The sequence below is a fragment of the Pseudomonas sp. AC255 genome (assembly GCF_979258175.1).
Genome location: NZ_OZ409841.1, coordinates 4,679,003 through 4,704,133, shown reverse-complemented (window position 1 = coordinate 4,704,133; position 25,131 = coordinate 4,679,003). Strand labels below are relative to the sequence as shown.

Genomic DNA, 25,131 nt, shown 5'->3' with positions numbered 1-25,131 from the left:
TCCTGTAGGGATGGCGAAATTCAGGAAGCCAGAAACGCAAAAACCCGCTTTCGCGGGTTTTTGTGAAATCCAAGGCCTGAACCTTGAATTTGAATTGGTGCCCAGAAGAAGACTCGAACTTCCACGACCGTAAGGTCACCAGCACCTGAAGCTGGCGTGTCTACCAATTTCACCATCTGGGCAATCATCGCAAGCGTTGCCGCTGTTGATGTGGCGCACTATACGGAGGCCTTTTTGATCTGTAAACCCCTGATTTGGTTTTAATAAATCAGTGTGAACAAAAGCTTTCCCGCAAATGCAAAAAACCCGCTTTCGCGGGTTTTGTGTGAGTCTTGAAACTGATCTAGTCTCAAACTCGAAATTGGTGCCCAGGAGAAGACTCGAACTTCCACGACCGTAAGGTCACCAGCACCTGAAGCTGGCGTGTCTACCAATTTCACCACCTGGGCATCATCGAAAGCGCTTGTGCGTCGTCGATGGCGCGCACTATACGGAGCGCCTTTTTAACTGTAAACCCCTACTGCAGAAAAAACTGAATTTTTTTACCAGCGGCGTTCAAAACCCTATCAGAGCGTCGATACAGGGCCATGCAAAGCCTTATAGAAGCGGAAATTTCCCGTTTCCCGGCGCCTATGCCAAACTAACCCGCATATAGACAAGGTGAAAACTCTCTAATGGCCGATTGGCAGTCCCTCGATCCCGAGGCCGCTCGTGAAGCGGAAAAATACGAAAACCCTATTCCCAGCCGCGAACTGATCCTGGCGCACCTCGCCGATCGGGGTTCGCCTGCTGCCCGCGAGCAACTGGTCGAAGAGTTTGGTCTGACCACCGAAGACCAGATCGAGGCCCTGCGCCGCCGCTTGCGCGCCATGGAGCGCGACGCTCAACTGATCTACACCCGCCGTGGCACTTACGCGCCGGTGGACAAGCTCGACCTGATCCTCGGCCGCATCAGCGGTCACCGTGACGGTTTCGGCTTCCTGGTGCCGGACGACGGCAGCGACGACCTGTTCATGAGCCCGGCGCAAATGCGTCTGGTGTTCGATGGTGACCGTGCGCTGGCCCGGGTTTCCGGGCTCGACCGTCGTGGTCGCCGTGAAGGCGTGATCGTCGAAGTAGTTTCCCGCGCTCACGAAACCATCGTCGGCCGCTACTTCGAAGAAGGCGGTATCGGCTTCGTCGTTGCCGACAATCCGAAGATTCAGCAAGAAGTGCTGGTCACCCCGGGCCGCAACGCCAATGCGCAGATCGGTCAATTCGTCGAGGTGAAAATCACCCACTGGCCAACGCCGCGTTTCCAGCCGCAAGGCGATGTGGTCGAAGTGGTCGGCAACTACATGGCGCCGGGCATGGAAATCGATGTTGCCCTGCGCACCTACGATATCCCGCACGTCTGGCCTGAAGCGGTTGTGAAAGAAGCCGCCAAGCTCAAGCCGGAAGTCGAAGAAAAAGACAAAGAGAAGCGCATCGACCTGCGTCATCTGCCGTTCGTCACCATCGACGGCGAAGATGCCCGCGACTTCGACGATGCGGTCTACTGCGAAGCCAAACCGGGCAAGCTGCGTCTGTTCTCCGGTGGCTGGAAGTTGTACGTGGCGATTGCCGACGTTTCCAGTTACGTGAAGATCGGCTCGGCGCTGGACAACGAAGCTCAGGTTCGCGGCAACTCGGTGTACTTCCCCGAGCGCGTGATTCCGATGCTGCCCGAGCAACTGTCCAACGGCCTGTGCTCGCTGAACCCGCAAGTCGATCGTCTGGCCATGGTTTGCGAGATGACCATCTCCAAGTCCGGCGAAATGACCGACTACTGCTTCTATGAGGCGGTGATCCATTCCCACGCCCGTCTGACCTACAACAAGGTCAGCGCGATGCTGGAAACGCCGAAGGCTACCGAAGCGCGCAAATTGCGTGGCGAGTACACCGACGTCGTCCCGCACCTCAAGCAGCTCTACGCGTTGTACAAGGTATTGCTGGCCGCCCGTCACGTGCGTGGCGCGATCGATTTCGAAACCCAGGAAACCCGGATCATTTTCGGTTCCGAGCGCAAGATTGCCGAAATCCGTCCGACCGTGCGCAACGATGCGCACAAGCTGATCGAGGAGTGCATGCTGGCGGCCAACGTGGCCACTGCCGAATTCCTCAAGAAGCACGAAATCCCTGCGCTGTATCGCGTTCACGCCGGTCCGCCGCCAGAGCGTCTGGAAAAGCTGCGCGCATTCCTTGGTGAGCTCGGCCTGTCCCTGCACAAAGGCAAGGACGGTCCGTCGCCGAAGGATTATCAGGCTTTGCTCGCGAGCATCAAGGATCGTCCGGATTTCCACCTGATCCAGACTGTGATGCTGCGTTCGTTGAGTCAGGCGGTGTACAGCGCTGAAAACGACGGCCACTTCGGCCTGAATTACGAAGCCTATACCCACTTCACTTCGCCGATCCGTCGTTACCCGGACCTGCTCACGCACCGCGCGATCCGCAGCGTGATCCATTCGAAACAGGACACCCCGCACGTTCGTCGTGCCGGTGCGATGACCATTCCGAAGGCGCGCATCTATCCGTACGACGAGGCGGCGCTGGAGCAGCTTGGCGAGCAGTGCTCGATGAGCGAGCGCCGTGCCGACGAGGCGACCCGCGACGTGGTGAACTGGCTCAAGTGCGAGTTCATGAAGGATCGCGTCGGCGAATCGTTCCCGGGCGTAATCACCGCTGTGACCGGTTTTGGTCTGTTCGTCGAACTGACCGATATCTACGTCGAAGGCCTGGTGCATGTCACCGCGCTGCCGGGCGATTACTACCACTTCGATCCTGTGCATCACCGCTTGGCGGGCGAGCGCACCGGTCGCAGTTTCCGTCTTGGCGACACCGTTGAAGTACGCGTCATGCGCGTCGACCTTGATGAGCGCAAGATTGACTTCGAGATGGCCGAGAAAACCATCAGCGCGCCGATCCGTCGCAAGAAACGTGGCGCCGAAACCGCTGCGCCTGCTGCCAAGGCTGCGGAAGAAAAGGCTCCAGCGAAAACCGCCAGCCGTCGTCCGGCCAAGGAAAAGGTTGCCGAAGCCTATCGCCCGAGCGACGCCGTGGCGAAAAACGCCGAGCTGCGCAAAAGCCGTGAATTGAAGAAGGCCTTGCTGGCCGATGCGAAAAACGGTGGTAAAGCGGCGTCCGGGGGAAAGACCGGACGGTCGGCGCCTGACAGGGCGACCGACGGCAAGCCAGCCAAGCCGAGCAAACACCGTAAGGGCCCGCCAAAAGCGGGTTCCGCTCCAGCCAAAAGTGGCGGGGCGCGTAAACCGAAGGCGAAGTCATGAGTCAGTTGGAAAAAATCTACGGCGTTCACGCGGTAGAAGCGTTGCTGCGTCACCACCCCAAGCGCGTCAAGCAGATCTGGCTGGCGGAAAGCCGCAACGATCCGCGCGTGCAGACGCTGGTCGAGCTGGCCAACGAAAACCGTGTTCAGGTCGGCCAGGCCGAGCGTCGCGAAATGGACGCCTGGGTTGAAGGCGTGCATCAGGGCGTTGTCGCTGAAGTCAGCCCGAGTCAGGTCTGGGGCGAGGCGATGCTCGACGAGTTGCTCGATCGCACCGAAGGCGCGCCGCTGTTACTGGTGCTCGACGGCGTGACCGATCCGCACAACCTCGGCGCCTGCCTGCGTTCGGCCGATGCGGCCGGTGCGCTGGCGGTGATCGTGCCGAAAGACAAGTCGGCCACGCTGACGCCGGTCGTGCGTAAAGTTGCCTGTGGCGCGGCGGAAGTGATTCCGCTGGTAGCCGTGACCAACCTGGCGCGCACGTTGGAAAAACTTCAGCAGCGCGGTTTGTGGGTAGTCGGCACCGCTGGTGAAGCCGAGGTCAGCATTTATGACCAGGACCTGACCGGCCCGACCATTCTGATCATGGGCGCCGAAGGCAAAGGCATGCGTCGCCTGACCCGCGAGCACTGCGACTATTTGGTGAACCTGCCGATGGCCGGCAGCGTCAGCAGCCTCAACGTCTCGGTCGCCACCGGCGTGTGCCTGTTCGAAGCCCAGCGCCAGCGCGGTGCGAAGGCCAAGGCTGCCGCGAAGAAGTCCTGACCTGCTGCAAATCCCCTGTAGGAGCTGTCGAGTGAAACGAGGCTGCGATCTTTTGATCTTGCTTTGAAAAAATCAAAGTCAAAAGATCGCTGCCTTCGGCAGCTCCTACACGGGTCGCCCGGTGATTGTTCAAATATTCACCAATTGCCTTGCGCGCCCGCAGTCCCTTCTCTACAATTGCGCCCCTTGCTGTGACGGCAGGCACGCATGTGCCCCGCGCCAGCAAGTCCATAAGTGTCATTCACTCCTTGTCTGACCGTTTTTGAGCGGCAGGCTACAACCCGTAAGGAGCATTCATGCGTCATTACGAAATCATCTTTCTGGTCCACCCGGATCAGAGCGAGCAAGTCGGCGGCATGGTTGAGCGTTACACCAAGCTGATCGAAGAAGACGGCGGCAAAATCCACCGTCTGGAAGACTGGGGCCGTCGTCAACTGGCCTACGCAATCAACAATGTTCACAAGGCTCACTACGTGATGCTGAACGTTGAGTGCACTGGCAAGGCCCTGGCCGAGCTGGAAGACAACTTCCGCTACAACGATGCAGTGATCCGTAACCTGGTCATCCGTCGCGACGAAGCCGTTACCGGCCAGTCCGAGATGCTCAAGGCTGAAGAAAACCGCAGTGAGCGCCGTGAGCGTCGCGACCGTCCTGAGCACGAAGGCGCCGAAGGCACCGACAGTGATGACAGCGACAACAGCGATAACGCTGACGAGTAATCCACGGACCTTATTAAGGAGCCTATCAAATGGCACGTTTCTTCCGTCGTCGTAAATTCTGCCGCTTCACCGCTGAAGACGTGAAAGAGATCGACTACAAAGATCTCAACACTCTGAAAGCCTACGTATCCGAGACCGGCAAAATCGTTCCAAGCCGCATCACCGGTACCAAAGCTCGTTATCAGCGTCAGCTGGCCACCGCTATCAAGCGCGCCCGCTTCCTGGCCCTGCTGGCCTACACCGACAGCCACGGCCGCTGAGACCGGGCAGTCGACAAGTAGCAAAGGATTGAATGCATGCGCGCCTTAGCTGAGTTCATCATGCGAGGCCGAATGCAGGCCACTCTCGTGGTGGCCGGATGTGCAACATTGCCGTTGTTGTATTGGTTGGGTGCTGCCGCCGGGAGCCTTGTGCTGCTGCGGCGCGGATTGACGGACGCCCTTGGCGTTCTGTCACTGGGACTGCTGCCGGCCTTGATCTGGTGGCTGTATGCCGACGACCCACGGGCACTTCTGGTGCTGCTGGGGTCTTCGGGGCTTGCGTTGGTTTTGCGCGCAAGCGAATCCTGGGTCCGCACGCTGCTGGTCAGCGTAGTGATCGGAGTGGTGTTTTCAGTGGTGCTCGGGGTCGCGTTTGCGGCCCAGATCGAGATGCTTGCACAGGCCCTCATAAAGGTCATGCCGGCGCTTCTTGGTGAGACCTACAAGCAATTGTCGGTCGATGAGCAAGCGCGTTTCGCGTCCCTGATTGCACCGGTCCTGACCGGACTGATTGCGGCCTTGTTGCAGATCGTCAGCGTGCTGAGCCTGATTGTCGGGCGGCATTGGCAGGCGTTGTTGTACAACCCGGGTGGTTTCGGTCGCGAGTTTCGCGCCATCCGCATCCCGCTGGGGCCGGCGATGTTACTGCTGGCGTTGATGCTTCTGGGCCCGAATCTCGGTGCACAGATGGCCATGTTGACGCCGTTGTGCAGTGTACCGCTGGTGTTCGCCGGGCTAGCCCTGATTCACGGGCTGGTCGGGCAGAAGCGACTGGCCGGTTTCTGGCTGGTGGGGTTGTACGTCACGCTGCTGTTGTTCATGCAGCTGATCTATCCGTTGCTCGTGGTTCTGGCCATTGTCGACAGCCTGATTGATTTTCGCGGTCGTCACGTGTCGAAAGACACCGACAGCGCGAACGGTGAAGGTTAAAAGTTAGAGGATTTTCACATGCAACTGATCCTTCTGGAAAAAATCGCCAACCTGGGCAACCTGGGCGACAAAGTAAACGTTAAGGCCGGTTACGGCCGTAACTACCTGCTGCCTTTCGGCAAGGCTACCGCTGCGACCGCTGCCAACCTGGCTGCGTTCGAAGAGCGTCGCGCCGAGCTGGAAAAAGCCGCCGCAGACCGTAAGGCATCGGCTGAAAGCCGTGCTGCCCAACTGGCCGAGCTGGAAGTGACCATCACTGCCACCGCTGGCGACGAAGGCAAGCTGTTCGGTTCGATCGGTACTCACGACATCGCTGACGCACTGACCGCCTCCGGCGTTGAAGTGCAGAAGAGCGAAGTTCGTCTGCCGAACGGCACCATCCGCAACGTGGGTGAATTCGACGTGGCCGTGCACCTGCACGCCGAAGTTGAAGCCACCGTACGCGTTGTCGTGGTAGCAGCTTAAGCAACACGGATCGGCTGGCGGCTTGTCCGTCAGACGGTTAACATCGGGCACGATCCTGTTTACAGGTCGTGCCCTTTGTCTTTCTGAATTCCCTGCTTTTCACTAATACTCAAGTGGCCATGAACGATATCTCCGCTCCCGAGCAATACGATCTGCAAACCGCTGCCCTGAAGGTGCCGCCGCATTCCATCGAGGCCGAACAGGCCGTACTCGGTGGTCTGATGCTGGACAACAACGCCTGGGAACGCGTGCTCGATCAAGTCTCCGATGGCGATTTCTATCGACATGACCACCGTCTGATCTTCCGAGCGATCGCCAAACTGGCTGATCAGAACTCGCCGATCGATGTCGTGACCCTTGCCGAACAGCTGGACAAGGAAGGTCAGACGTCGCAAGTCGGTGGCCTCGGCTATCTTGGCGAACTGGCGAAAAACACCCCGTCCGTCGCCAACATCAAGGCCTATGCGCAGATCGTCCGTCAGCGTGCGACGTTGCGCCAACTGATCGGCATCAGTACCGAGATTGCCGACAGCGCCTTCAACCCCGAAGGCCGCACCGCCGAAGAGATCCTCGATGAAGCCGAACGGCAGATCTTCCAGATCGCCGAAGCGCGGCCGAAGACCGGCGGCCCGGTCGGCGTCAATGAGTTGCTGACCAAGGCTATCGACCGGATCGATACCCTGTTCAACACCGCCGACGCCATCACCGGTCTGTCTACGGGTTACACCGACCTCGATGAAAAGACCAGCGGCTTGCAGCCGTCCGACCTGATTATCGTCGCCGGCCGTCCGTCGATGGGTAAAACCACCTTCGCGATGAACCTGGTGGAAAACGCCGTGTTGCGCAGCGAGAAGGCTGTCCTGGTTTACTCCCTCGAGATGCCAGGCGAATCGCTGATCATGCGTATGCTGTCTTCGCTCGGCCGAATCGACCAGACCAAGGTGCGTTCCGGCCAGCTCGAAGATGACGACTGGCCGCGCCTGACGTCAGCGGTCAACCTGCTCAATGATCGCAAACTGTTCATCGATGACACCGCCGGTATCAGCCCTTCGGAAATGCGCGCGCGGACCCGGCGTCTGGTGCGTGAGCACGGCGATGTCGGCTTGATCATGATCGACTACCTGCAACTGATGCAGATCCCCGGTTCCAGCGGTGACAACCGCACCAACGAGATTTCCGAGATATCGCGATCGCTGAAAGCGCTGGCCAAGGAATTCAACTGCCCGGTAGTCGCCCTGTCGCAGCTCAATCGTTCCCTCGAACAGCGCCCCAACAAACGCCCGGTCAACTCCGACTTGCGCGAATCCGGAGCGATCGAGCAGGACGCCGACGTGATCATGTTCGTTTATCGCGACGAGGTGTATCACCCGGAAACCGAGCACAAGGGCATTGCCGAAATCATCATCGGCAAACAGCGTAACGGCCCGATCGGGTTTATTCGGCTGGCGTTCATCGGCAAGTACACGCGCTTCGAAAACCTCGCGCCGGGCAGTTACAACTTCGACGACGACGAGTAACAGCAGACCGGATCATCCGGCCTGCTGTCGTGGTCGGTTTCAATCGGCCGAAGCTGCCGTCTCGCTGCTTGCAGTTGTTTCGACTCCGTCACCGGGGCGAATTTCCTCGCGGGTCAGTGCCTGGATCAGCGTCGCTTCGCTGATGGCCAGCTGTGCTGTGAGGTCATTGGTTTGCGCCTGATATTCGGTTTCGGTCAGGGCATTTGTCGCAGACTGCGCGTCCAGTGCGGCCTGTTTCTGTTGATAGGGCTGACGTGCGGCGTCGAACCGGGACGAGTATTTGTGCGTGATGAAGTCCTGCCAGAAATCCATCGATACCAGAGCCTGAAACTCATCGGGGGAGTCGTTCAAGGCGATGACCTTTCGGTAGGCCACTTCCAGCATCGGCGATGTGACGCCGGCCATGCCGATAAAGGACAGCGTCTGCGGCTGAAACGGTAACTGCAGCCGATCCTTGAGCCCAAAGCGGTAGGCCATCGTCATCTCGTGCGGGTCGCGCAAGCGCAGCTGATGGATATTGCGCTCCCTCGCTGAAGTTTGCGGATCGTCGACGATTGCCCTGCTCGCAGCGATTTCGGCTGCGGCCAGATCATCGACCTGTCTGAGTCTGAACAGGCTTCTGGACAGGTCCACCAATCGAGCACCATCGCCGTCTTGCCTCGCCTGCATTCGCGCCTTGTGCGTCATGGTCAGTACTTGCATGTCTGTAAACGTGGCAGCGGCAAGGTCAGTGCAGCCAGCCTCGCAGGCGCGATCAAAAACGTCTCTGCGCAGCGCACGTGTCTGCACGCTGTTCTCGCTGATCGCATCGACCACGTCCCAGATCTGTCGGCGGAAATCGGCATGGTGGGCGAGCTTGGAAATGATGTTGAAAAAGCCATCTGAGCCCACCTGTGCTTTGAGCCTGTTCAATTGCTCGGCGCGAATCATCGCCTCGTCTGCCGTCATGCCGACGGTCAACTGCGGATAGACCGAAACAGAGTTCGTTGCCACTGCTTGCGGGTGGGCTGCCGAAAGAGAAGTCGTCAGCAGGTTCAATGGATTGTAGAGCGATGCTGCGGAGCGGTTCAGCCATTCACCGTAGCCGGCCAGGCGTTCTCGTGTGTATGCGCTCAGGGGATTACCGCTTATCTGAGTGCCACTGTTGACCTGAATCGAATGCGTCAGGCGATCCGCTGCCGGTGCGACGACAAAGTCGGGCAGACTCGTGATCCGGTTGTCGTTCAGATGGACCTTGCCCAGCAGGGGCTGATCGAACAGTCCGGTTGGCCAGCTTTCGATGCCCGTATTGGACATGTCGACCTCGCGCATGTCAGTGATCGCACTGAAATCCGGGCTCACGCTCAAGTGCGGGTTGTCGTGAATCCACAAGGCCCTCAGAGTGGTTCTCCCGGCCAGTATCTGCGCGGTCTCGGCGGTGAGTTCCAGTTGATTGCCCTGCAGGAACAACCGCGTCATCCCGTGCATCTCGCCGATCGCCGGAGGGAGATCCCTGAGTCGATTGTTCGCCATGTTCAGCCAGCGCAAATGCCGGAAGCGGGTCAGGAAACCTTCCGGGGATTCGGTGAGATTCATGTTGTTGAGTTTGAGTGAGCCGACATGGCTGAAGTCGCTGCTCAGATCCGGCAGGGTTGGCAGTGTCAAACCGCTCAAATCCAGTTCAAGACCTATCGGCGTGCCGTCGAAGGCGTGTTGCTCGGGCGTTTCACGTCGCCAGCAACTGATGATCCGGTCCCGTGCCTCGATGCGCTCATTGCGGGTTTGAGTGTTGGCGTGCAATTGATTGACGCGGATATAGCGCAGACGATTGCTGCCTCCGGAAAAAACCCAGTCATCCAACTGGTTTTTCAGCACGGCGAAATCCTGCTCGAGCGCCAACAGCCTGGTCGCGACAGTGCCCTTGTCATGGCTCCAGATAAAATCCCGGCAGGCCTTGATGCTTTTGCCCGGAAACAGTCTTCGGTAGCGTTGCGCTCGCGAGTTCTCAGTATCGAATACGGCGGGGTGGGCTGGAGTCATCAACTCGGGATGCAGTTCATTGAGTCTTCGCCAGTAGCCATCGAACTTTCTCCAGTAAGGCGAAGGGAAGTCGTTGCCCTCAATCAGCGTGCGGTTGTTGATCCGCGCGACCACAGCCAATTGATCGGCAGGCGGGTTGATATGCGCGTCGGGGACGTTGCGCAGTTTATTGTTGCTGAGGTCGACGCCGGTCAAGGTGGTCTTGTCAGCCAGCCCGAGGGGCCACTCGCTGATTCCGGTGTTCCTCAGCTCCAGTGTCTGCAGTCCGGACAGCGCGCTGAAATCGGGCGGTATCTGCAGTGGGTTGTCAGAGAGCTTGACGGTAACCAGCTGATGCAATGCACTCAATGCACCAGCGCTGTGCTCATCGAGTTTTATCTGGTTTTCAGTCAGATTGAGGTGGGCGAGCCGGCTCATCCCGCTGATGGCTGCGGGCAATTTTTTCAGGCCGGAGCGGGTGATCGTCAGAATGTCCAGATCAGGCAACCGCGACAGGAACGTGTCGGCAGTGTCGGACCAGACGACGTTATTGAGGATGAGCATATTCAACCGACTGAAGTCGGCAGTCAGTGACGGTAGCGGTCCGTTCACTGCTGGCAGCATGAGCGACGTCGATTCCTGGAGCCAGCAGTCCTTGATAGTCCGGGCAATGTATTCTGCCCGAAGCTTTTCCTGGCCGGCGGCGCTGGATGCTGCCGACGTGCTGTCGGCGACGTAAGCCTGCAGCTGTGCGTCGAGCACCTTGAACTCCTCGAAACGCCGGCTGATCGTGGCTTCTGCATCATCCCCCAGACCGATCAGGTATTCCCGGGCAGTTTGCGGGGTTCTCTCTGGATGCATCCGCAGCAGCATGGCGACTTCTGGAATGTCGCCATCAATCCGGAATGCAGCCGTGCGTGCGCTGGTGATCAGTGCCGGGTATTGCGCCGTAACCCGCTGCCAATAGACTTCCAGCCGCCGCCAATAACCGCTGGCGAAGGGATTGCCTTCGATCAGGGTGACGCGGTTGATGTTGGCGATGGCGAGCAACTGATCACTCGCCGGATTGATGATTGCCTGCGGAATTTCGCGCAATCGGTTGTCGCGCAGATCGATTGACTCTATCGCTAGCTGATCTCGCAGCCCCGTTGGCCATTCATCCAGCCCGGTGTTGCGCAGACTCACGGTCTTGAGCTGGAGCATGCCGCTGAAGTTCAGGGTCTTGCCCAGCGGGTTGTCCGACAGATCAAGGTTTTCCAGTTGGCTGAGCGAAGCCAGCTCGCCGGCGGTTTGCTCGCTCAGTTCAATGCGGTTCGCTCGCAGGTCCAGTTCCTTCAGGCCGGGCATCTGCGTGAGGTTCGCCGGCGGTGTATCGAGCGCCGAAGCGTTGATTTTCAAGCGCTCAAGGGCTGTGAACCGCTTGAGAAAAGTTTCGGAGCCCGCCGACCATGCCACCGCCTGCAAGTGCAGCGTGCGTACATGGCTGAAATCTGCCGAGAGCGCAGCGATGCCGGCGCCGCCAAGATCCAGCTGCAGCGTTGTTCCCGTCTGCCGTTTCCAGCAACGCTTGATCTCTTGCGCGGCGCGCTCCACCGAGGGATGGGCCGCCCCGCCGGCCAGCGTACTGGTCTTCAGCCACGTCGCGAGTTCCAGCTTCAAGGTCTTGTATTCAGTCTCGACGCGGGTCAAGAAGCCTTGTACATCGTCGCTGTGGGGGCTCAGCAGCGTGCGGATCTGCTCGCTGTCCAGAGAGGGATAAAGTTTTCGCAGTCGCGATTGTGGCGTGCGCAGTCGGTTGAACGCGGTGTTGAGCCGTTCCCGCAGCCCCGGTGAAGCCGGTTGGTCGGGACTGCCACGCTGCATTCCGCCGGCTCCGCCGACTAAGATGCCTTGCCAGCCCTGACGGGCATCGAACACCACAGGCTCGGATCTGCCAGGGCGCGTAGCGCTGTAGATGTTGTCGACGTCGGCGGCGACAGGATCTTGCGGGCGAACGATGCGCATCACTTCGGCCAGAGGCGTCGATGCATCGGGATCGTGCAAGACCTGATAGCCGTGATTATCGATCACTGCATAGAGCTTGCCGTCATGGCGGTGCAGCCCGTCGCTGTCGGGTGAGCTGGTGCTGAAGTCGAGCGGCGTGCGAAACGCCTGCAGACGCGCCCCGATAAAGCGAAGGTGCTTGGTTGCGAAAACTCCAGCGCATGCCATCGACCATTGTCGGGGTCGTGCAGCATCAGCGGTCCGGAGGGGATCGATTCACTGGCCAGCCTGGCGCGCCAGAGGCCGCTCTGCGCATCCTTGCCCACCTGCACGAAGCCACCATCGGTCATTTCCACGTAATGGCGGCCCTTGAATGTTCTCAGGCCTTCAGCGTCGGCATCGGGCAAGCCGATCGTTGCACTGAGCCGGTAATGCTCAGGCGGGTGGCCCACATGAGCGAAGGCGGCATGCATTGAAGCAATCGCCTGCACTGTGACGTTGGGAGCAGGAACGATTGCATCAGGATCGATACCGTCTGTGGGCCTGTTCGCGCGGATTGACGGGCCGCTCAACGTGGTCGGATCCAGGCCGGGGCGCGGGGTCAGGTTGAGGCGTGGCGGGGGCGTATCCATGGATGTGTCCGGTCGAATATGTGAATGACCGGGAAGCGTCACTTTCGACGGCGGTTTGCTTGGCATGTCTTACATTCCTTGTAGTCGTTGCACGGTAGCTTCTTCAGCGGAAGCTGCCGGCCTGTTCGGCGTCATTGCCTGAGGCTGTGTCATCGGGTGAGCGGAGGCGGCGGCCAGGTCGAAGATTTTCTGCGCTGTGCGTCCATCGAGATATTCGCGCCAGACAGGTTGATGCGGCCGCTGCGCCAGTTCTTCCCTGCGCTGCGATTGAATACCCCTGCTGCTTTGTTCAAGGGTTTTCAAATGCGCGCCGCGCACGTTGAAATTCAAGTCCGGGGAATCCTGTCTCGCATAATGAAAATGTGCGTGCCAGAGGGGATCGTGGGTATGTGCATCGGTGACTAGATAGATGTCGAGATATTGCCGGTCCGAACCCTTGCCACGTTTCAATCGGCTCTCGATTTTCCGGGCGTTCACGTGGCCCTTGTCGATCAGGTACAGCAGTCGGTCGACGTTCAGAACATGCTTGTCCTTATAGATTCGCAGGCGGATGGTTTCGCCCTCATTGCGCAGACGTTCACTGGCGTCCTGCAGGCGTCGAATCAGCGCGGTGGTCTCATCATGGGCCAGTTCCGCCCGCTGCAACTGCAATACGGTGTCATCCATTGCCCCGGCGCTGCTTTCGAGCATCTCGACAATGTTGTCCGGATGGTTTCTTTGCCGTTCTTCGTGGAGGGCAGCGCGGACATGCGCGTCGACACGGTCAAGGTGCCGAGTGGCTTCGGCAACCAATGACGGCAAGCTCCTCTGCGGCGTTGTCCGCGGCGAACGCCATTCACCGCGTCCTCGGTCATAGGTCTGTGACGGCTGCCTGGGATTGTGGAGGTTGCGGACCTCAATCACCTCTTCGTTTTGCGCGGTGCGTCGAGACTCGCCGACATTGAGCTTGTAGACGCCGTTTTTCTTTGCCCGAAAGATGAGCTTGGGCGGCGGTTGGAGACCGCCTCTGTCCTGGGCCGGAATGAACTCGAAATCAATGTTCTGCTGGTCGAACGTCAGCACCGGACGGTCAGCCTGATGGAGAAACTGGTTCAAGCGGCCTACCAGCGTCTGCTCGAATATTTCGATTTCCGCAGTGATCTCCCTGCGTGAAGTGGCGTGCTGCTCCCCCGGTGCCAGATCAAGGCGTTCGAACCAGTGGCGGATGGCTGTGCATTCCTGGAACAGGTTATTCAATACGGCAGGGTGGGAAACCTCGGGAACTGCGCCAAGCGCTCCGTAAACAAAGGTCACCTGACCAAAGCGGGTGGCCAGTTCCGATGCCAGAGGGGCGTTGCCGGCCGATTGTGGGGTATCCAGCATCAGACTTTTGGTCAGGACCCAGGAGGCAACAACGTTATGGGTGTCCATTGGTGAAAGAACATCCGCGCTGAACTCGTCTGGAGAGACCCGCCATTTGTTCACAAGATTGTCGGCGATTTGCTGGCGCTCTTTCAGATGACTCAGCATCCTGCCCAGAACGTTGACTGTTCGCGGAAGCCGCTCCGGGTCGAGGTCGATCATCGGACCCTCCAGGGCGTGGCGCGTCAAGCCGCATTCGATCAGTTGCTGATAGGCGAGCATCTGTTTTTTTGCAGCCTGATTATGTTGTTCAGGTAAGCGTCCTGCTTCATGAAGCGCTTGATCGAGGATTTTTGCTCCTCGTAGTATTTCAGCGCCTTTCCAAGGTGTTTCAGTTCTTTGTGGCAGTGAACCTCGCGATCAAGCAGCGCCATTGTTTCGCGTCGAACGGTTTGCGCATGCTCTCCCTGCGCGTTACTCGCCTCCAGCCAGGCGTTTATCAGCTGTTCACGTTTATCCTGATCCTGCTTGATCCGCTTGTTGATACCCTCGAGTGCGACTGTCACCTCCAGATGCAGCCATAAGTCTGAGGGTCGCGCCGCTGCGCCTCTCGGCATTCCGGCTACACCTGTCAAGGAGGTTCCGCGCCAGCCGGATTGAGCATTGAAAGTAATCGCTTCCGACCTGCCGGGACGTGATGCGACGTAAACGTTTGTCGCATCGGCGGCGATCGGATCTTCAGGGCGAACGATGCGCATCACCGCTCTGTGCGGTGTCGAGGCGTCGAGATCATGCAGAACCTGATAGGCGTAGCTCTCGATCTGCACATAGAGTTTGCCGTTGAAGCGCAACAGGCCATCGCCGTCCGGCTCGACCGTGCTGAAATCCAGATCGGTGCGGAACGCCTCCAGCCGGGTCGTGGACAAGGGGTAGGTGGAGGGCGCCGAGGTGTCGATGGGCTGCCAGAGACGGCTGTCGGTATCGAAGCGCAATAGCGGTCCCGACGCGTGCAATTCGCTGGGCAATTTTGCCCGGTAGAAACCGCTGGCCGAGTCCAGACTCACCTGTACGGTGCCACCCTCCGGTACCTGGACATACTGGCGTCCATTGAGCGTCGACATGCCTTCGGCATCGGCCGCCGGCAGCACAACCAGCGAAGTGATCCAGTAATCCTTCAAAGGGCGGTCGTGCACAAAGGCAACAGATTGCGCTACCGCCGCCGTTCTGACCGCCGCCCGCGCAGGCATGGGGATAATGTGGTTGAGCACGAGATCGATCGCTGTTGCGATCGTTGTCGTCGGGCGCGTGGGAATCCTGAGCCCCGACGCGCCATCGAAGGACAGGGGGAAACCAGGCCGGGTTAGCGAATAATCGGGTCGCGGATTATGGATCGAGACGGTAGTGATGCCTCTGATTGGCGGTTTGGGTGACATTGCCTGTCTTCCTTTACGTTGAATGCCCCGTTACTCCCGGGGGAGTGCTGCGGGCGGGCGGCTTCCTTGCCGTTTTGGTGCGTCGTACGCTCAGCGAAAACTCGTGATGTGTCGCGGGCTGGCTGCGCGAGACCAGCTCGCAGAGAAACCGACCACCGTCGTCGGAATTGGTCAAAATTTGTGCTATATTCCGCGCCCGCGATTTTTCACTTCAACACCGGTCGTCGACATGCAAGCAGCCAAGCCGTTATTTGACTATCCAAAATATTGGGCCGAATGTTTCGGGCCAGCGCCATTCCTGCCGATGAGCAGGGAGGAGATGGATCAGCTCGGCTGGGATTCGTGCGACATCATCATTGTTACCGGTGATGCCTACGTCGATCATCCGTCGTTCGGCATGGCGATCATCGGCCGGCTGCTGGAGTCGCAAGGCTTCCGCGTCGGGATCATCGCGCAGCCGAACTGGCAGTCCAAAGACGACTTCATGAAGCTCGGCGAGCCGAACCTGTTCTTCGGCGTCGCGGCGGGCAACATGGACTCGATGATCAACCGCTACACCGCGGACAAGAAAATCCGTTCCGATGACGCGTACACCCCCGGCGGCATGGCCGGCAAGCGTCCGGATCGCGCCAGCCTGGTCTACAGCCAGCGCTGCAAGGAAGCCTACAAGCATGTGCCGATCGTGCTCGGCGGCATTGAAGCCTCGCTGCGCCGCATCGCCCACTACGACTATTGGCAGGATCGCGTGCGCAACTCGATCCTGATCGACGCCAGCGCCGACATTCTGCTGTACGGCAACGCCGAGCGGGCCATTGTCGAAGTTGCCCAGCGTCTGTCGTGGGGCCACAAGATCGAAGACATCACCGATGTGCGCGGCACCGCGTTCATCCGTCGCGACACGCCGCAGGGCTGGTACGAAGTCGACTCCACGCGCATCGACCGTCCGGGCAAGGTCGACAAGATCATCAACCCGTACGTGAATACCCAGGACACCCAGGCCTGCGCCATCGAGCAGGAAAAAGGCCCGGTCGAAGATCCGCAGGAAGCCAAGGTCGTGCAGATCCTGGCCAGCCCGCGCATGACCCGTGACAAGACCGTGATTCGTCTGCCGTCGATGGAGAAGGTGCGCAACGACCCGGTTCTTTACGCCCACGCCAACCGCGTGTTGCACCTGGAAACCAACCCGGGCAACGCCCGTGCGCTGGTGCAGAAGCATGGCGAGCTCGATGTCTGGTTCAACCCCCCGCCGATTCCGATGACCACCGAAGAAATGGACTACGTGTTCGGCATGCCTTATGCCCGTGTGCCGCACCCGGCGTACGGCAAGGAGAAGATCCCGGCCTACGACATGATCCGTTTCTCGGTGAACATCATGCGTGGCTGCTTTGGTGGCTGCACCTTCTGCTCGATCACCGAGCACGAAGGCCGCATCATCCAGAACCGTTCCGAAGAGTCGATCATTCGTGAAATCGAAGAGATCCGCGACAAGGTGCCGGGTTTCACCGGGGTCATTTCCGACCTCGGCGGCCCGACTGCGAACATGTACCGCATCGCCTGCAAGAGCCCGGAAATCGAATCCGCCTGCCGCAAGCCGTCGTGCGTGTTCCCCGGTATCTGCCCGAACCTGAACACCGACCACTCGTCGCTGATCCAGCTGTATCGCAGCGCCCGTGCCCTGCCGGGGGTGAAGAAGATCCTGATCGCCTCCGGTTTGCGTTACGACCTCGCCGTCGAGTCGCCGGAATACGTCAAGGAACTGGTGACTCACCACGTCGGCGGTTATCTGAAGATCGCCCCGGAGCACACCGAGGAAGGTCCGCTCAACCAGATGATGAAGCCGGGCATCGGCAGCTATGACAAGTTCAAGCGCATGTTCGAGAAGTACACCAAGGAAGCGGGCAAGGAGCAGTACCTGATTCCGTACTTCATCGCCGCCCACCCGGGCACCACCGACGAAGACATGATGAACCTTGCTCTGTGGCTCAAGGGCAATGGCTTCCGCGCCGACCAGGTGCAGGCGTTCTACCCGTCGCCGATGGCCACCGCCACGGCGATGTACCACTCGGGCAAGAACCCGCTGCGCAAGGTGACGTACAAGAGCGACGGCGTGACCATCGTCAAGAGCGAAGATCAGCGTCGTCTGCACAAGGCGTTCTTGCGTTATCACGACCCGAAAGGCTGGCCGATGCTGCGTGAAGCGCTGATCCGCATGGGCCGCGCCGATCTGATCGGCCCGGGCAAGGATCAACTGATCCCGGCGCATCAGCCGGCCACCGACAGCTACCAGAGCGCCCGTCGCAAGAACTCGACGCCGGCCGGCAGCCACAAGGTCGCCAAAGAGAAGACCACCAAGATTCTCACTCAGCACACCGGTCTGCCGCCGCGTGCCAGTGATGGCGGTAATCCGTGGGACAAGCGTGAACAGGCCAAGGCTGCGGCATTCGCCCGCAACCAGCAGGCGGCCAAGGAGCGCAAGGATGCGGCCAAAGGCAAAGGGCCGAAGCCGACACGCAAGCCGGTCGTGCCGCGCTAAACACTGCTTGAGCTGAACAGAACGCCAACCTTCGGGTTGGCGTTTTGCTGATCGTTCCCACGCTCCGCGTGGGAATGCCTCTCGGGACGCTCCGCGTTCCAGCCGTTACTCGCAGTATTGTCGAACATGGTTGTGACGCGGAGCGTCACGGGCTGCATTCCCACGCAGAGCGTGGGAATGATCAAGTTGTTGCCACTGGCCTCTTCGCGAGCAGGCTCGCTCCCACAGGGGAACGCATTCCAAATGTGGGAGCGAGCCTGCTCGCGAAAGCGTCCGATCAAACACCGCAAGAATCAGCGTCCGCAACATTTGCGTGCAACTGAGTCCAAGCATTTCCTCGCATCGCCCGGTTTTGGTGCTGTACTGCCTTGAGCATTTCGCGAAAGCGCGCAAGCCTGTGCATGGCATAAGTCTTGCGCGCTTTCCCATACGCCCAAGGCTCGCAGGAGGCACGCCGTGTCGATTCATGTCGCATTGCATCACGTCACGCATTATCGCTACGACCGCGCTGTCGAACTCGGCCCGCAGATCGTCCGCCTGCGCCCGGCGCCCCACAGCCGCACGCGAATTCTTTCCTATGCGCTGAAAGTCTCGCCCGAGCAGCATTTCATCAACTGGCAGCAGGACCCCCAGGGCAATTACCTGGCACGTCTGGTGTTCCCCGAAAAAACCGCAGAGCTGCGCATCGAAGTCGATCTGGTCGCGGAAATGGCGGTGTTCAATCCGTTCGACTTCTTCCTCGAACCGTACGCCGAGAGAATTCCGTTCAGCTACGCCGCCGATGAACGCAAGGAGCTGGCGCCGTACCTCGAAACCCTGCCGCTGACGCCAACGTTCAAGGCTTACCTGGACAGCATCGACCGCACGCCACTGCCGGCGGTGGATTTTCTGGTGGCGCTCAATCAGCGCCTCAGTGAAGACATCGGCTACCTGATCCGCATGGAGCCCGGGGTGCAGACTCCGGAGCACACACTGCAACACGCCTCCGGTTCCTGCCGTGATTCGGCATGGTTGCTGGTGCAGCTGTTGCGCAATCTCGGTCTGGCGGCGCGGTTTGTTTCCGGCTACCTGATTCAACTGACCGCCGACGTGAAAAGCCTCGACGGCCCGTCCGGCACTGAAGTCGACTTCACCGACCTGCATGCCTGGTGCGAGGTGTATTTGCCGGGTGCCGGCTGGATTGGCCTTGATGCGACGTCCGGGCTGTTCGCCGGGGAAGGGCATATTCCGTTGGCCTGCAGTCCCGATCCGTCCTCGGCGGCGCCGATCAGTGGTCTGGTCGAACCTTGCGAGACGCAGTTCAGCCATGAAATGTCGGTCGAGCGAATCTGGGAAGCGCCGCGCGTCACTAAGCCTTACACCGATGAACAGTGGCGGGCGATCCAGGCACTGGGCCGGCAGATCGATGCCGATCTGCTCGAAGGCGATGTGCGCCTGACCATGGGCGGCGAACCGACCTTCGTCTCCATCGACGACCCGGACGGCGCCGAATGGAACACCGCCGCACTGGGGCCGGACAAGCGCCGGCTGTCCGCCGAACTGTTTCAACGCCTGCGCAAGCAATACGCGCCGCAGGGGCTGGTGCATTTCGGTCAGGGCAAGTGGTATCCCGGCGAGCAATTGCCGCGCTGGTCGCTCAATTGTTACTGGCGCCGCGACGGTCAGCCGATCTGGCACAACGACGCATTGATCGCCGACGAACAGCAGGACTATGGCGCCGACGGCGCACTGGCCGGACGCTTTCTCGCCAGCGTCGCCGAGCGGCTGAAGTTGCCTGCGCGCTTTGTGTTCCCGGCCTACGAGGATCATCTCTACTACCTGTGGCGCGAGGGTGCGTTGCCCGGCAACGTCAGCGCCGAAGATTCGCGTCTGGAAGAGCCATTGGAGCGCGCGCGATTGCGCAAGGTCTTCAGTCAGGGCCTGAACAAGGTGATCGGCCAGGTGCTGCCGCTGGCGCGCACGGCCAAGGGCGATCAATGGCAGAGCGGGCGCTGGTATCTGCGTGACGAGCACTGTCGCCTGGTGCCGGGGGATTCGCCGCTGGGTTACCGCTTGCCGCTGGCCTCGCAGCCGTGGGTGAAAGCGGCGGAATATCCGTTCATCCATCCCAACGATCCGAATCAGGACTTCGCTGAACTGCCGGATCCGGCGCAGCTCGGTGTGCACGGCGAACCTGCTGCGCTGGATGAGCGGGTGCCGAAAATCGACGAATCCGCTGACTGGCTGACCCGTACCGCATTCTGCGCCGAGGCCCGCGAAGGCCGGCTGTATCTGTTCATGCCGCCGCTTGAGCGTGTCGAGGATTATCTGGAACTGGTCTCGGCCATTGAGGCCACCGCCGAAGAACTGCACTGCCCGGTACTGCTGGAAGGCTATGAACCGCCGAGTGATCCGCGCCTGAGCAATTTCCGTGTCACTCCGGACCCGGGCGTGATCGAGGTCAACGTGCAGCCATCGGCGAGCTGGGACGAGTTGGTCGAGCGCACCGAGTTTCTCTATGAACAGGCACGGCAAACCCGCCTGACCACCGAAAAGTTCATGATCGACGGGCGCCACACCGGTACCGGCGGCGGCAATCATTTCGTCCTCGGCGGCGCGACACCAGCGGACTCACCGTTTCTGCGGCGGCCGGATCTGCTGCGCAGTCTGATCAGCTACTGGCACAACCATCCTTCGCTGTCGTACCTGTTTTCCGGGTTGTTCATTGGTCCGACGTCCCAGGCTCCACGGGTTGATGAGGCGCGCAATGACGCCTTGTACGAACTGGAAATCGCCTTTGCGCAAATGCCGGAACCGGGCGAGGAATGTGCACCGTGGCTGGTCGATCGACTGCTGCGCAATTTGCTGATCGATGTCACCGGCAATACTCATCGCGCCGAATTCTGCATCGACAAACTGTATTCACCGGACGGCGCCACCGGGCGTTTTGGCTTGCTGGAACTGCGCGCTTTTGAAATGCCGCCCCATGCGCGCATGAGTCTGGCTCAGCAGTTGTTGCTGCGGGCGCTGGTCGCGCGGTTCTGGCGCGAGCCTTACGCGCCGGCGAAACTGGCGCGCTGGGGCACCGAGCTGCACGACCGCTTTCTGCTGCCGCACTTTATCGAGCAGGATTTCGCCGACGTTATCGTCGAACTCAACAACGCCGGCTACCCGTTGCGCGCCGAGTGGTTCGCGGCGCATCTGGAATTTCGTTTTCCCAAGGTCGGCGACTACGCCGTCAATGGCATCGAGCTGGAACTGCGCCAAGCCCTCGAGCCCTGGCATGTGCTGGGGGAGGAGGGCTCGGCGGGCGGCACGGTGCGCTACGTCGATTCTTCGCTGGAGCGCTTGCAGGTCAAGCTCAACGGCCTGCCGCCACAGCGCTATCTGCTGACCTGTAATGGCGTCGCGGTGCCGTTGCACCCGACCGGACGAGTAGGCGAGTTTGTCGCCGGGGTGCGCTTTCGGGCCTGGCAACCAGCCAACTGTCTGCATCCGACCATAGCGGTGCACGCGCCGTTGGTATTCGACCTGCTCGATACCTGGATGGGGCGTTCGCTGGGCGGTTGCCAGTATCACGTGGCCCATCCCGGCGGGCGCAATTACGAAACCTTGCCGGTCAACGCCAATGAAGCGGAGAGTCGGCGCATGGCGCGGTTTTTCCGCCTCGGACACACGCCGGGGAAGCTTCCCGTACCCAAAGTAGAAATCAATGACGAGCTACCGATGACCATCGATTTGCGCCGTTTCTAGAGCCTGCGCAACACGCGGATTTTTCGTATATCCGCGTGTCATGTGCCTGCGTTAGTCTGACCGTTCCCTGCTGTCTGCCGAGCTTTCCATGCCTGACCTGCTAGACCGCTACCCGCTGACCGCGGGCACCTATCACGAACTGCTCGACGGCAGCGGCGCGGTGCGCTCGCATTGGCAGCGCTTGTTCGATCAGTTGCAGCGCAGCAGTCCGGCGCAACTGGTGCAGCGTCAGGCCTTGCTGGCGCGGCAGATTCAGGAAAACGGCGTTACCTACAACGTCTATGCCGATCCCAAGGGCGCTGACCGGCCGTGGGAGCTGGATCTGCTGCCCCATGTGATCGCGGCAGATGAATGGCAGCAATTGTCCGCCGGCATCGCTCAGCGTGCGCGCTTGCTCAATGCAGTGCTGGCGGATCTGTACGGTCCGCAGCGGTTGATCAGCGAAGGCCTGCTGCCCGCCGAGCTGGTATTCGGACACAACAATTTTCTCTGGCCCTGTCAGGGCATTGCCCCGCCCGAATCAGCCTTTTTGCATTTGTATGCCGTGGATCTGGCGCGCACACCGGATGGTCGCTGGTGGGTCACTGCCGATCGCACCCAGGCGCCGTCCGGGGCCGGCTATGCGCTGGAAAACCGCACCATCGTCTCCCGCGCCTTTCCCGATTTGTACCGGGATCTTAAGGTCCAGCATCTGGCCGGTTTCTTCCGCACCTTGCAGGAAACCCTGACCCGTCAGGCACCGGAGGGCGATGACGCACCGCTGGTGGTGCTGCTGACACCGGGGCGATTCAATGAAAGTTATTTCGAGCACCTGTATCTGGCGCGTCAGCTCGGCTATCCGCTGGTCGAGGGCGGCGATCTGACGGTGCGCAATGCCACCGTTTACCTGAAAACCCTCAGCGGCCTGCGCCGGGTGCACGCGATCATGCGCCGCCTCGATGATGATTTCTGCGACCCGCTGGAACTGCGTACCGACTCGGCGCTCGGCGTCCCCGGTCTGCTTGAGGCGGTGCGTCAGGGGCGGGTGCTGGTGGCCAATGCGCTAGGCAGCGGCGTGCTGGAATCGCCGGGCCTGCTGGGGTTTCTGCCGAAGATCAATCAGTTCCTGTTCGGCGAAGAACTGATCCTGCCCTCGATCGCCACCTGGTGGTGCGGTGAAGCGCCGGTGCTGGCGCAGGCGCTGGAAAAACTCCCGGAGCTGTTGATCAAACCGGCGTTCCCGTCGCAGAGCTTCGCGCCTGTTTTCGGCCGTGATTTGAGTGAAAGCCAGCGCCTCGAGCTGGCGCAGCGTATGCAGGCACGGCCTTATGCCTACGTCGCGCAAGAGCTTGCGCAACTGTCGCAGGCGCCGGTCTGGCAAGCCGAGGACGGTCATCTGCAACCCCGCGCGATCGGCATGCGCATGTATGCGGTGGCCAGCCACGATGGCTACCGCGTGTTGCCGGGCGGTCTGACCCGAGTGGCGGCCGAGGCTGATGCCGAAGTGGTGTCGATGCAGCGCGGCGGGGCGAGCAAGGACACCTGGGTGCTCAGCGACCGTGCGCCGAGTGGCGAGCAGTGGAAGGCGCAGCGCAATGTCGGCGTGCACGATCTGGTGCGGCGCGATCCTTACCTGCCATCGCGGGTAGTGGAGAATCTGTTCTGGTTCGGCCGCTACTGCGAACGCTGCGACGACAGCGCGCGGCTGCTGCGCATCATGCTCACGCGTTACGTCGATGGCGATGATCCGCAGGCGTTGCAGGCGGCGGTCGATCTCGGCGAGCGGCTGGCGCTGTTGCCGGATGAAGGCGAACTGCCGGAGCGCCTGCTCGCTGCGCTGCTGGGCGAGGACTGGTCGTTCAGCCTGCGTTCCAACTTGCAGCGCTTGCAGTGGGCTGCGTCGCAAGTGCGCGGCAAGCTGTCCCGGGAAAACTGGCAGGCGCTGGTCGAGTTGCAGCGCGAGGCGCTGGAGCTGGAAGTCGATGAACCGGACTTCGGCGAACTGCTGGATTTCCTCAACCGTCTGGTGATGTCGCTGGCAGCGCTGTCGGGGTTTGCGCTGGATGACATGACCCGTGACGAAGGCTGGCGCTTTCTGATGATTGGCCGGCGCATCGAACGCCTGCAATTTCTCAGCAGCAGCCTCGCCGCGTTTCTGCGCGGTGCGGGTGCGTTCGATCAGGCGGGGCTTGAGTGGTTGCTGGAGTTGGGTAACAGCAGCATCACCTACCGTTCGCGCTATCTGGCGGTGGCGCAATTGATTCCGGTGCTGGATTTGCTGCTGCTGGATGAGCAGAACCCCCACGCGGTGCTGTTTCAGCTGAAACTGGTTACCCGCACGCTGAAACGCTTGAACGACGACTTCGGCGCACCTCGCGAAACTGCGCTGCCACAGTTGGTCGAACGTCTGTCGCGGTTTGATCTCGGTTGTCTGGAGAACCCGCTGTTCGGCAAATCCAGCGTACGTGCCGCGCTGGATGGTCTGGCCGATCTGTTGCAGGAAATCGCCGAAGCCAGCGGCCAGGTATCGGATCGTCTAGCCCTGCGCCATTTCGCCCATGTCGATGATGTCAGCCAGCGAACGGTGTCCGTGTGATGAGCGCTCAATATCAGATCTTCCACGACACCTGTTATCACTACGACAGCCCGGTTTCCCTCGCGCAGCAACTGGCGCACCTGTGGCCGCGCGAATGCAGCTGGCAGCGCTGCACCGAGCAGCAGTTGCTGATCAGCCCCGAACCGACCATGCGCCGGGATGAGCTGGATGTTTTCGGCAATCCGCTGACACGGTTGGCCTTTGAGCGGCCCCATGACCAATTGCAGGTCAACGCCCGGCTGACGGTCGAAGTGCTGGCGCGCCCGGCGCTGGATTTCAATCAGTCGCCGGCGTGGGAGCAGACCCGCGATGCGCTGACCTACAGCAGTCAGCCGTTGTCCGCCGACTTGCTCGAAGCCTGTCGCTACCGGTTCCAGTCACCTTATGTGCATTTGAAGCGCAGCTTCGTCGAGTTCTCGCAAAGCTGTTTTCCGCCAGGGCGACCGTTGCTGCTCGGCGTGCAGGCGCTGATGCAGAAGATCTTCAGCGAATTCACCTTCGATGCCGAAGCCACCCAGGTGGCGACGCCGCTGGTGGAAGTGCTGGAGCGTCGACGCGGCGTGTGTCAGGACTTCGCTCATCTGATGCTGGCCTGTGTGCGCTCGCGCGGTCTGGCGGCGCGTTATGTCAGCGGCTACCTGCTGACCCAGCCGCCGCCGGGGCAGCCACGCCTGATCGGCGCCGACGCCTCGCATGCGTGGGTATCGGTGTTCTGTCCGGTATCGGGCTGGGTGGATTTCGATCCGACCAACAATGTGCGGCCGGCGCTGGAACACATCACGTTGGCGTGGGGAAGGGATTTCTCCGATGTGTCGCCGCTGCGCGGAGTGATTCTCGGTGGCGGTAATCACGACCCGGAAGTGCGGGTTACGGTGATGCCTCAGAATTGATGAGTCTTCAAATGTGGGAGCGAGCCTGCTCGCGAAAGCGTCAGGTCAGCCAAT

Annotated in this window: 15 protein-coding genes and 2 tRNA genes; 11 read left to right on the top strand and 6 right to left on the bottom strand. The window is 60.4% G+C overall.

Annotated features, from left to right (window positions below; genetic code table 11):
• Nucleotides 1-95 precede the first annotated feature (95 nt).
• Together ACZZ0K_RS21280 and ACZZ0K_RS21275 are read right to left on the bottom strand one after the other, a co-directional pair.
• A tRNA-Leu gene (locus tag ACZZ0K_RS21280) sits at nt 96-182 on the bottom strand.
• Nucleotides 183-362: 180 nt separating this feature from the next.
• Nucleotides 363-449: transfer RNA gene (locus ACZZ0K_RS21275), tRNA-Leu, on the bottom strand.
• Between the two features lie 225 nt (nt 450-674).
• On the opposite strand from ACZZ0K_RS21275, the gene rnr reads away from it, so the two are divergent.
• The 7 genes from rnr (at nt 675) to dnaB (ending at nt 7,960) form a co-directional block, all read left to right on the top strand.
• Nucleotides 675-3,305, top strand: coding sequence for a ribonuclease R (gene rnr / locus ACZZ0K_RS21270; protein ID WP_258707520.1), 2,631 nt, complete (start codon nt 675-677; stop codon nt 3,303-3,305).
• Nucleotides 3,302-4,069 carry a 23S rRNA (guanosine(2251)-2'-O)-methyltransferase RlmB gene (gene rlmB / locus ACZZ0K_RS21265; RefSeq protein ID WP_252877333.1) on the top strand — a complete coding sequence of 256 codons (768 nt, stop codon included), beginning with the start codon at nt 3,302-3,304 and terminating at the stop codon, nt 4,067-4,069. Before rnr ends, rlmB begins: the two co-directional genes overlap by 4 nt.
• 296 nt (nt 4,070-4,365) lie before the next feature.
• Entirely contained in the window at nt 4,366-4,788 is a 423-nt protein-coding gene (gene rpsF, locus ACZZ0K_RS21260) for a 30S ribosomal protein S6 (RefSeq protein WP_016771938.1), read from the top strand.
• 29 nt (nt 4,789-4,817) lie between these two features.
• A complete protein-coding gene (rpsR, locus tag ACZZ0K_RS21255) occupies nt 4,818-5,048 on the top strand; it encodes a 30S ribosomal protein S18 (protein WP_002551829.1) in 231 nt (76 codons plus the stop codon).
• Nucleotides 5,049-5,084: 36 nt separating this feature from the next.
• Entirely contained in the window at nt 5,085-5,978 is an 894-nt protein-coding gene (locus ACZZ0K_RS21250) for a hypothetical protein (protein WP_016771937.1), read from the top strand.
• Nucleotides 5,979-5,996: 18 nt separating this feature from the next.
• A complete protein-coding gene (gene rplI / locus ACZZ0K_RS21245; protein ID WP_003221136.1) occupies nt 5,997-6,443 on the top strand; it encodes a 50S ribosomal protein L9 in 447 nt (148 codons plus the stop codon).
• Between the two features lie 119 nt (nt 6,444-6,562).
• Nucleotides 6,563-7,960: a replicative DNA helicase gene (dnaB, locus tag ACZZ0K_RS21240; RefSeq protein ID WP_016771936.1), complete on the top strand. Its 1,398-nt coding sequence runs from the start codon at nt 6,563-6,565 to the stop codon at nt 7,958-7,960.
• A 39-nt stretch (nt 7,961-7,999) separates the two neighbouring features.
• Here dnaB and ACZZ0K_RS21235 read toward each other — a convergent pair whose 3' ends face one another.
• The 4 genes from ACZZ0K_RS21235 to ACZZ0K_RS21220 are packed head-to-tail and all read right to left on the bottom strand — an operon-like array spanning nt 8,000 to nt 15,347.
• Nucleotides 8,000-12,028: an NEL-type E3 ubiquitin ligase domain-containing protein gene (locus ACZZ0K_RS21235; protein ID WP_463559800.1), complete on the bottom strand. Its 4,029-nt coding sequence runs from the start codon at nt 12,026-12,028 to the stop codon at nt 8,000-8,002.
• Nucleotides 12,025-12,639 (bottom strand): hypothetical protein, encoded by a 615-nt coding sequence (locus ACZZ0K_RS21230; protein WP_463559319.1) that lies wholly within the window; start codon nt 12,637-12,639, stop codon nt 12,025-12,027. The genes ACZZ0K_RS21235 and ACZZ0K_RS21230 overlap by 4 nt, the downstream gene beginning before the upstream one ends.
• 3 nt (nt 12,640-12,642) lie before the next feature.
• Nucleotides 12,643-14,136, bottom strand: coding sequence for a hypothetical protein (locus ACZZ0K_RS21225; RefSeq protein ID WP_463559318.1), 1,494 nt, complete (start codon nt 14,134-14,136; stop codon nt 12,643-12,645).
• 38 nt (nt 14,137-14,174) lie between these two features.
• The gene (locus tag ACZZ0K_RS21220) at nt 14,175-15,347 is read right to left on the bottom strand and encodes a hypothetical protein (protein WP_463559317.1); all 1,173 of its coding nucleotides are present in this window, start codon (nt 15,345-15,347) and stop codon (nt 14,175-14,177) included.
• A gap of 229 nt (nt 15,348-15,576) precedes the next feature.
• Between ACZZ0K_RS21220 and ACZZ0K_RS21215 the strand changes: the two genes are divergently transcribed.
• From ACZZ0K_RS21215 to ACZZ0K_RS21200, 4 genes are all read left to right on the top strand, one after another.
• On the top strand, nt 15,577-17,880 hold the full coding sequence (locus ACZZ0K_RS21215) for a YgiQ family radical SAM protein (RefSeq protein WP_016771932.1): 2,304 nt from the start codon (nt 15,577-15,579) through the stop codon (nt 17,878-17,880).
• Nucleotides 17,881-18,336: 456 nt separating this feature from the next.
• Nucleotides 18,337-21,612: a transglutaminase family protein gene (locus ACZZ0K_RS21210; RefSeq protein ID WP_258707523.1), complete on the top strand. Its 3,276-nt coding sequence runs from the start codon at nt 18,337-18,339 to the stop codon at nt 21,610-21,612.
• Nucleotides 21,613-21,700: 88 nt separating this feature from the next.
• The gene (locus ACZZ0K_RS21205; RefSeq protein ID WP_252885224.1) at nt 21,701-24,187 is read left to right on the top strand and encodes a circularly permuted type 2 ATP-grasp protein; all 2,487 of its coding nucleotides are present in this window, start codon (nt 21,701-21,703) and stop codon (nt 24,185-24,187) included.
• Complete coding sequence (locus ACZZ0K_RS21200) at nt 24,187-25,077, top strand: transglutaminase family protein (protein ID WP_110602754.1); 891 nt, start codon at nt 24,187-24,189, stop codon at nt 25,075-25,077. Before ACZZ0K_RS21205 ends, ACZZ0K_RS21200 begins: the two co-directional genes overlap by 1 nt.
• Nucleotides 25,078-25,131: the final 54 nt, after the last annotated feature.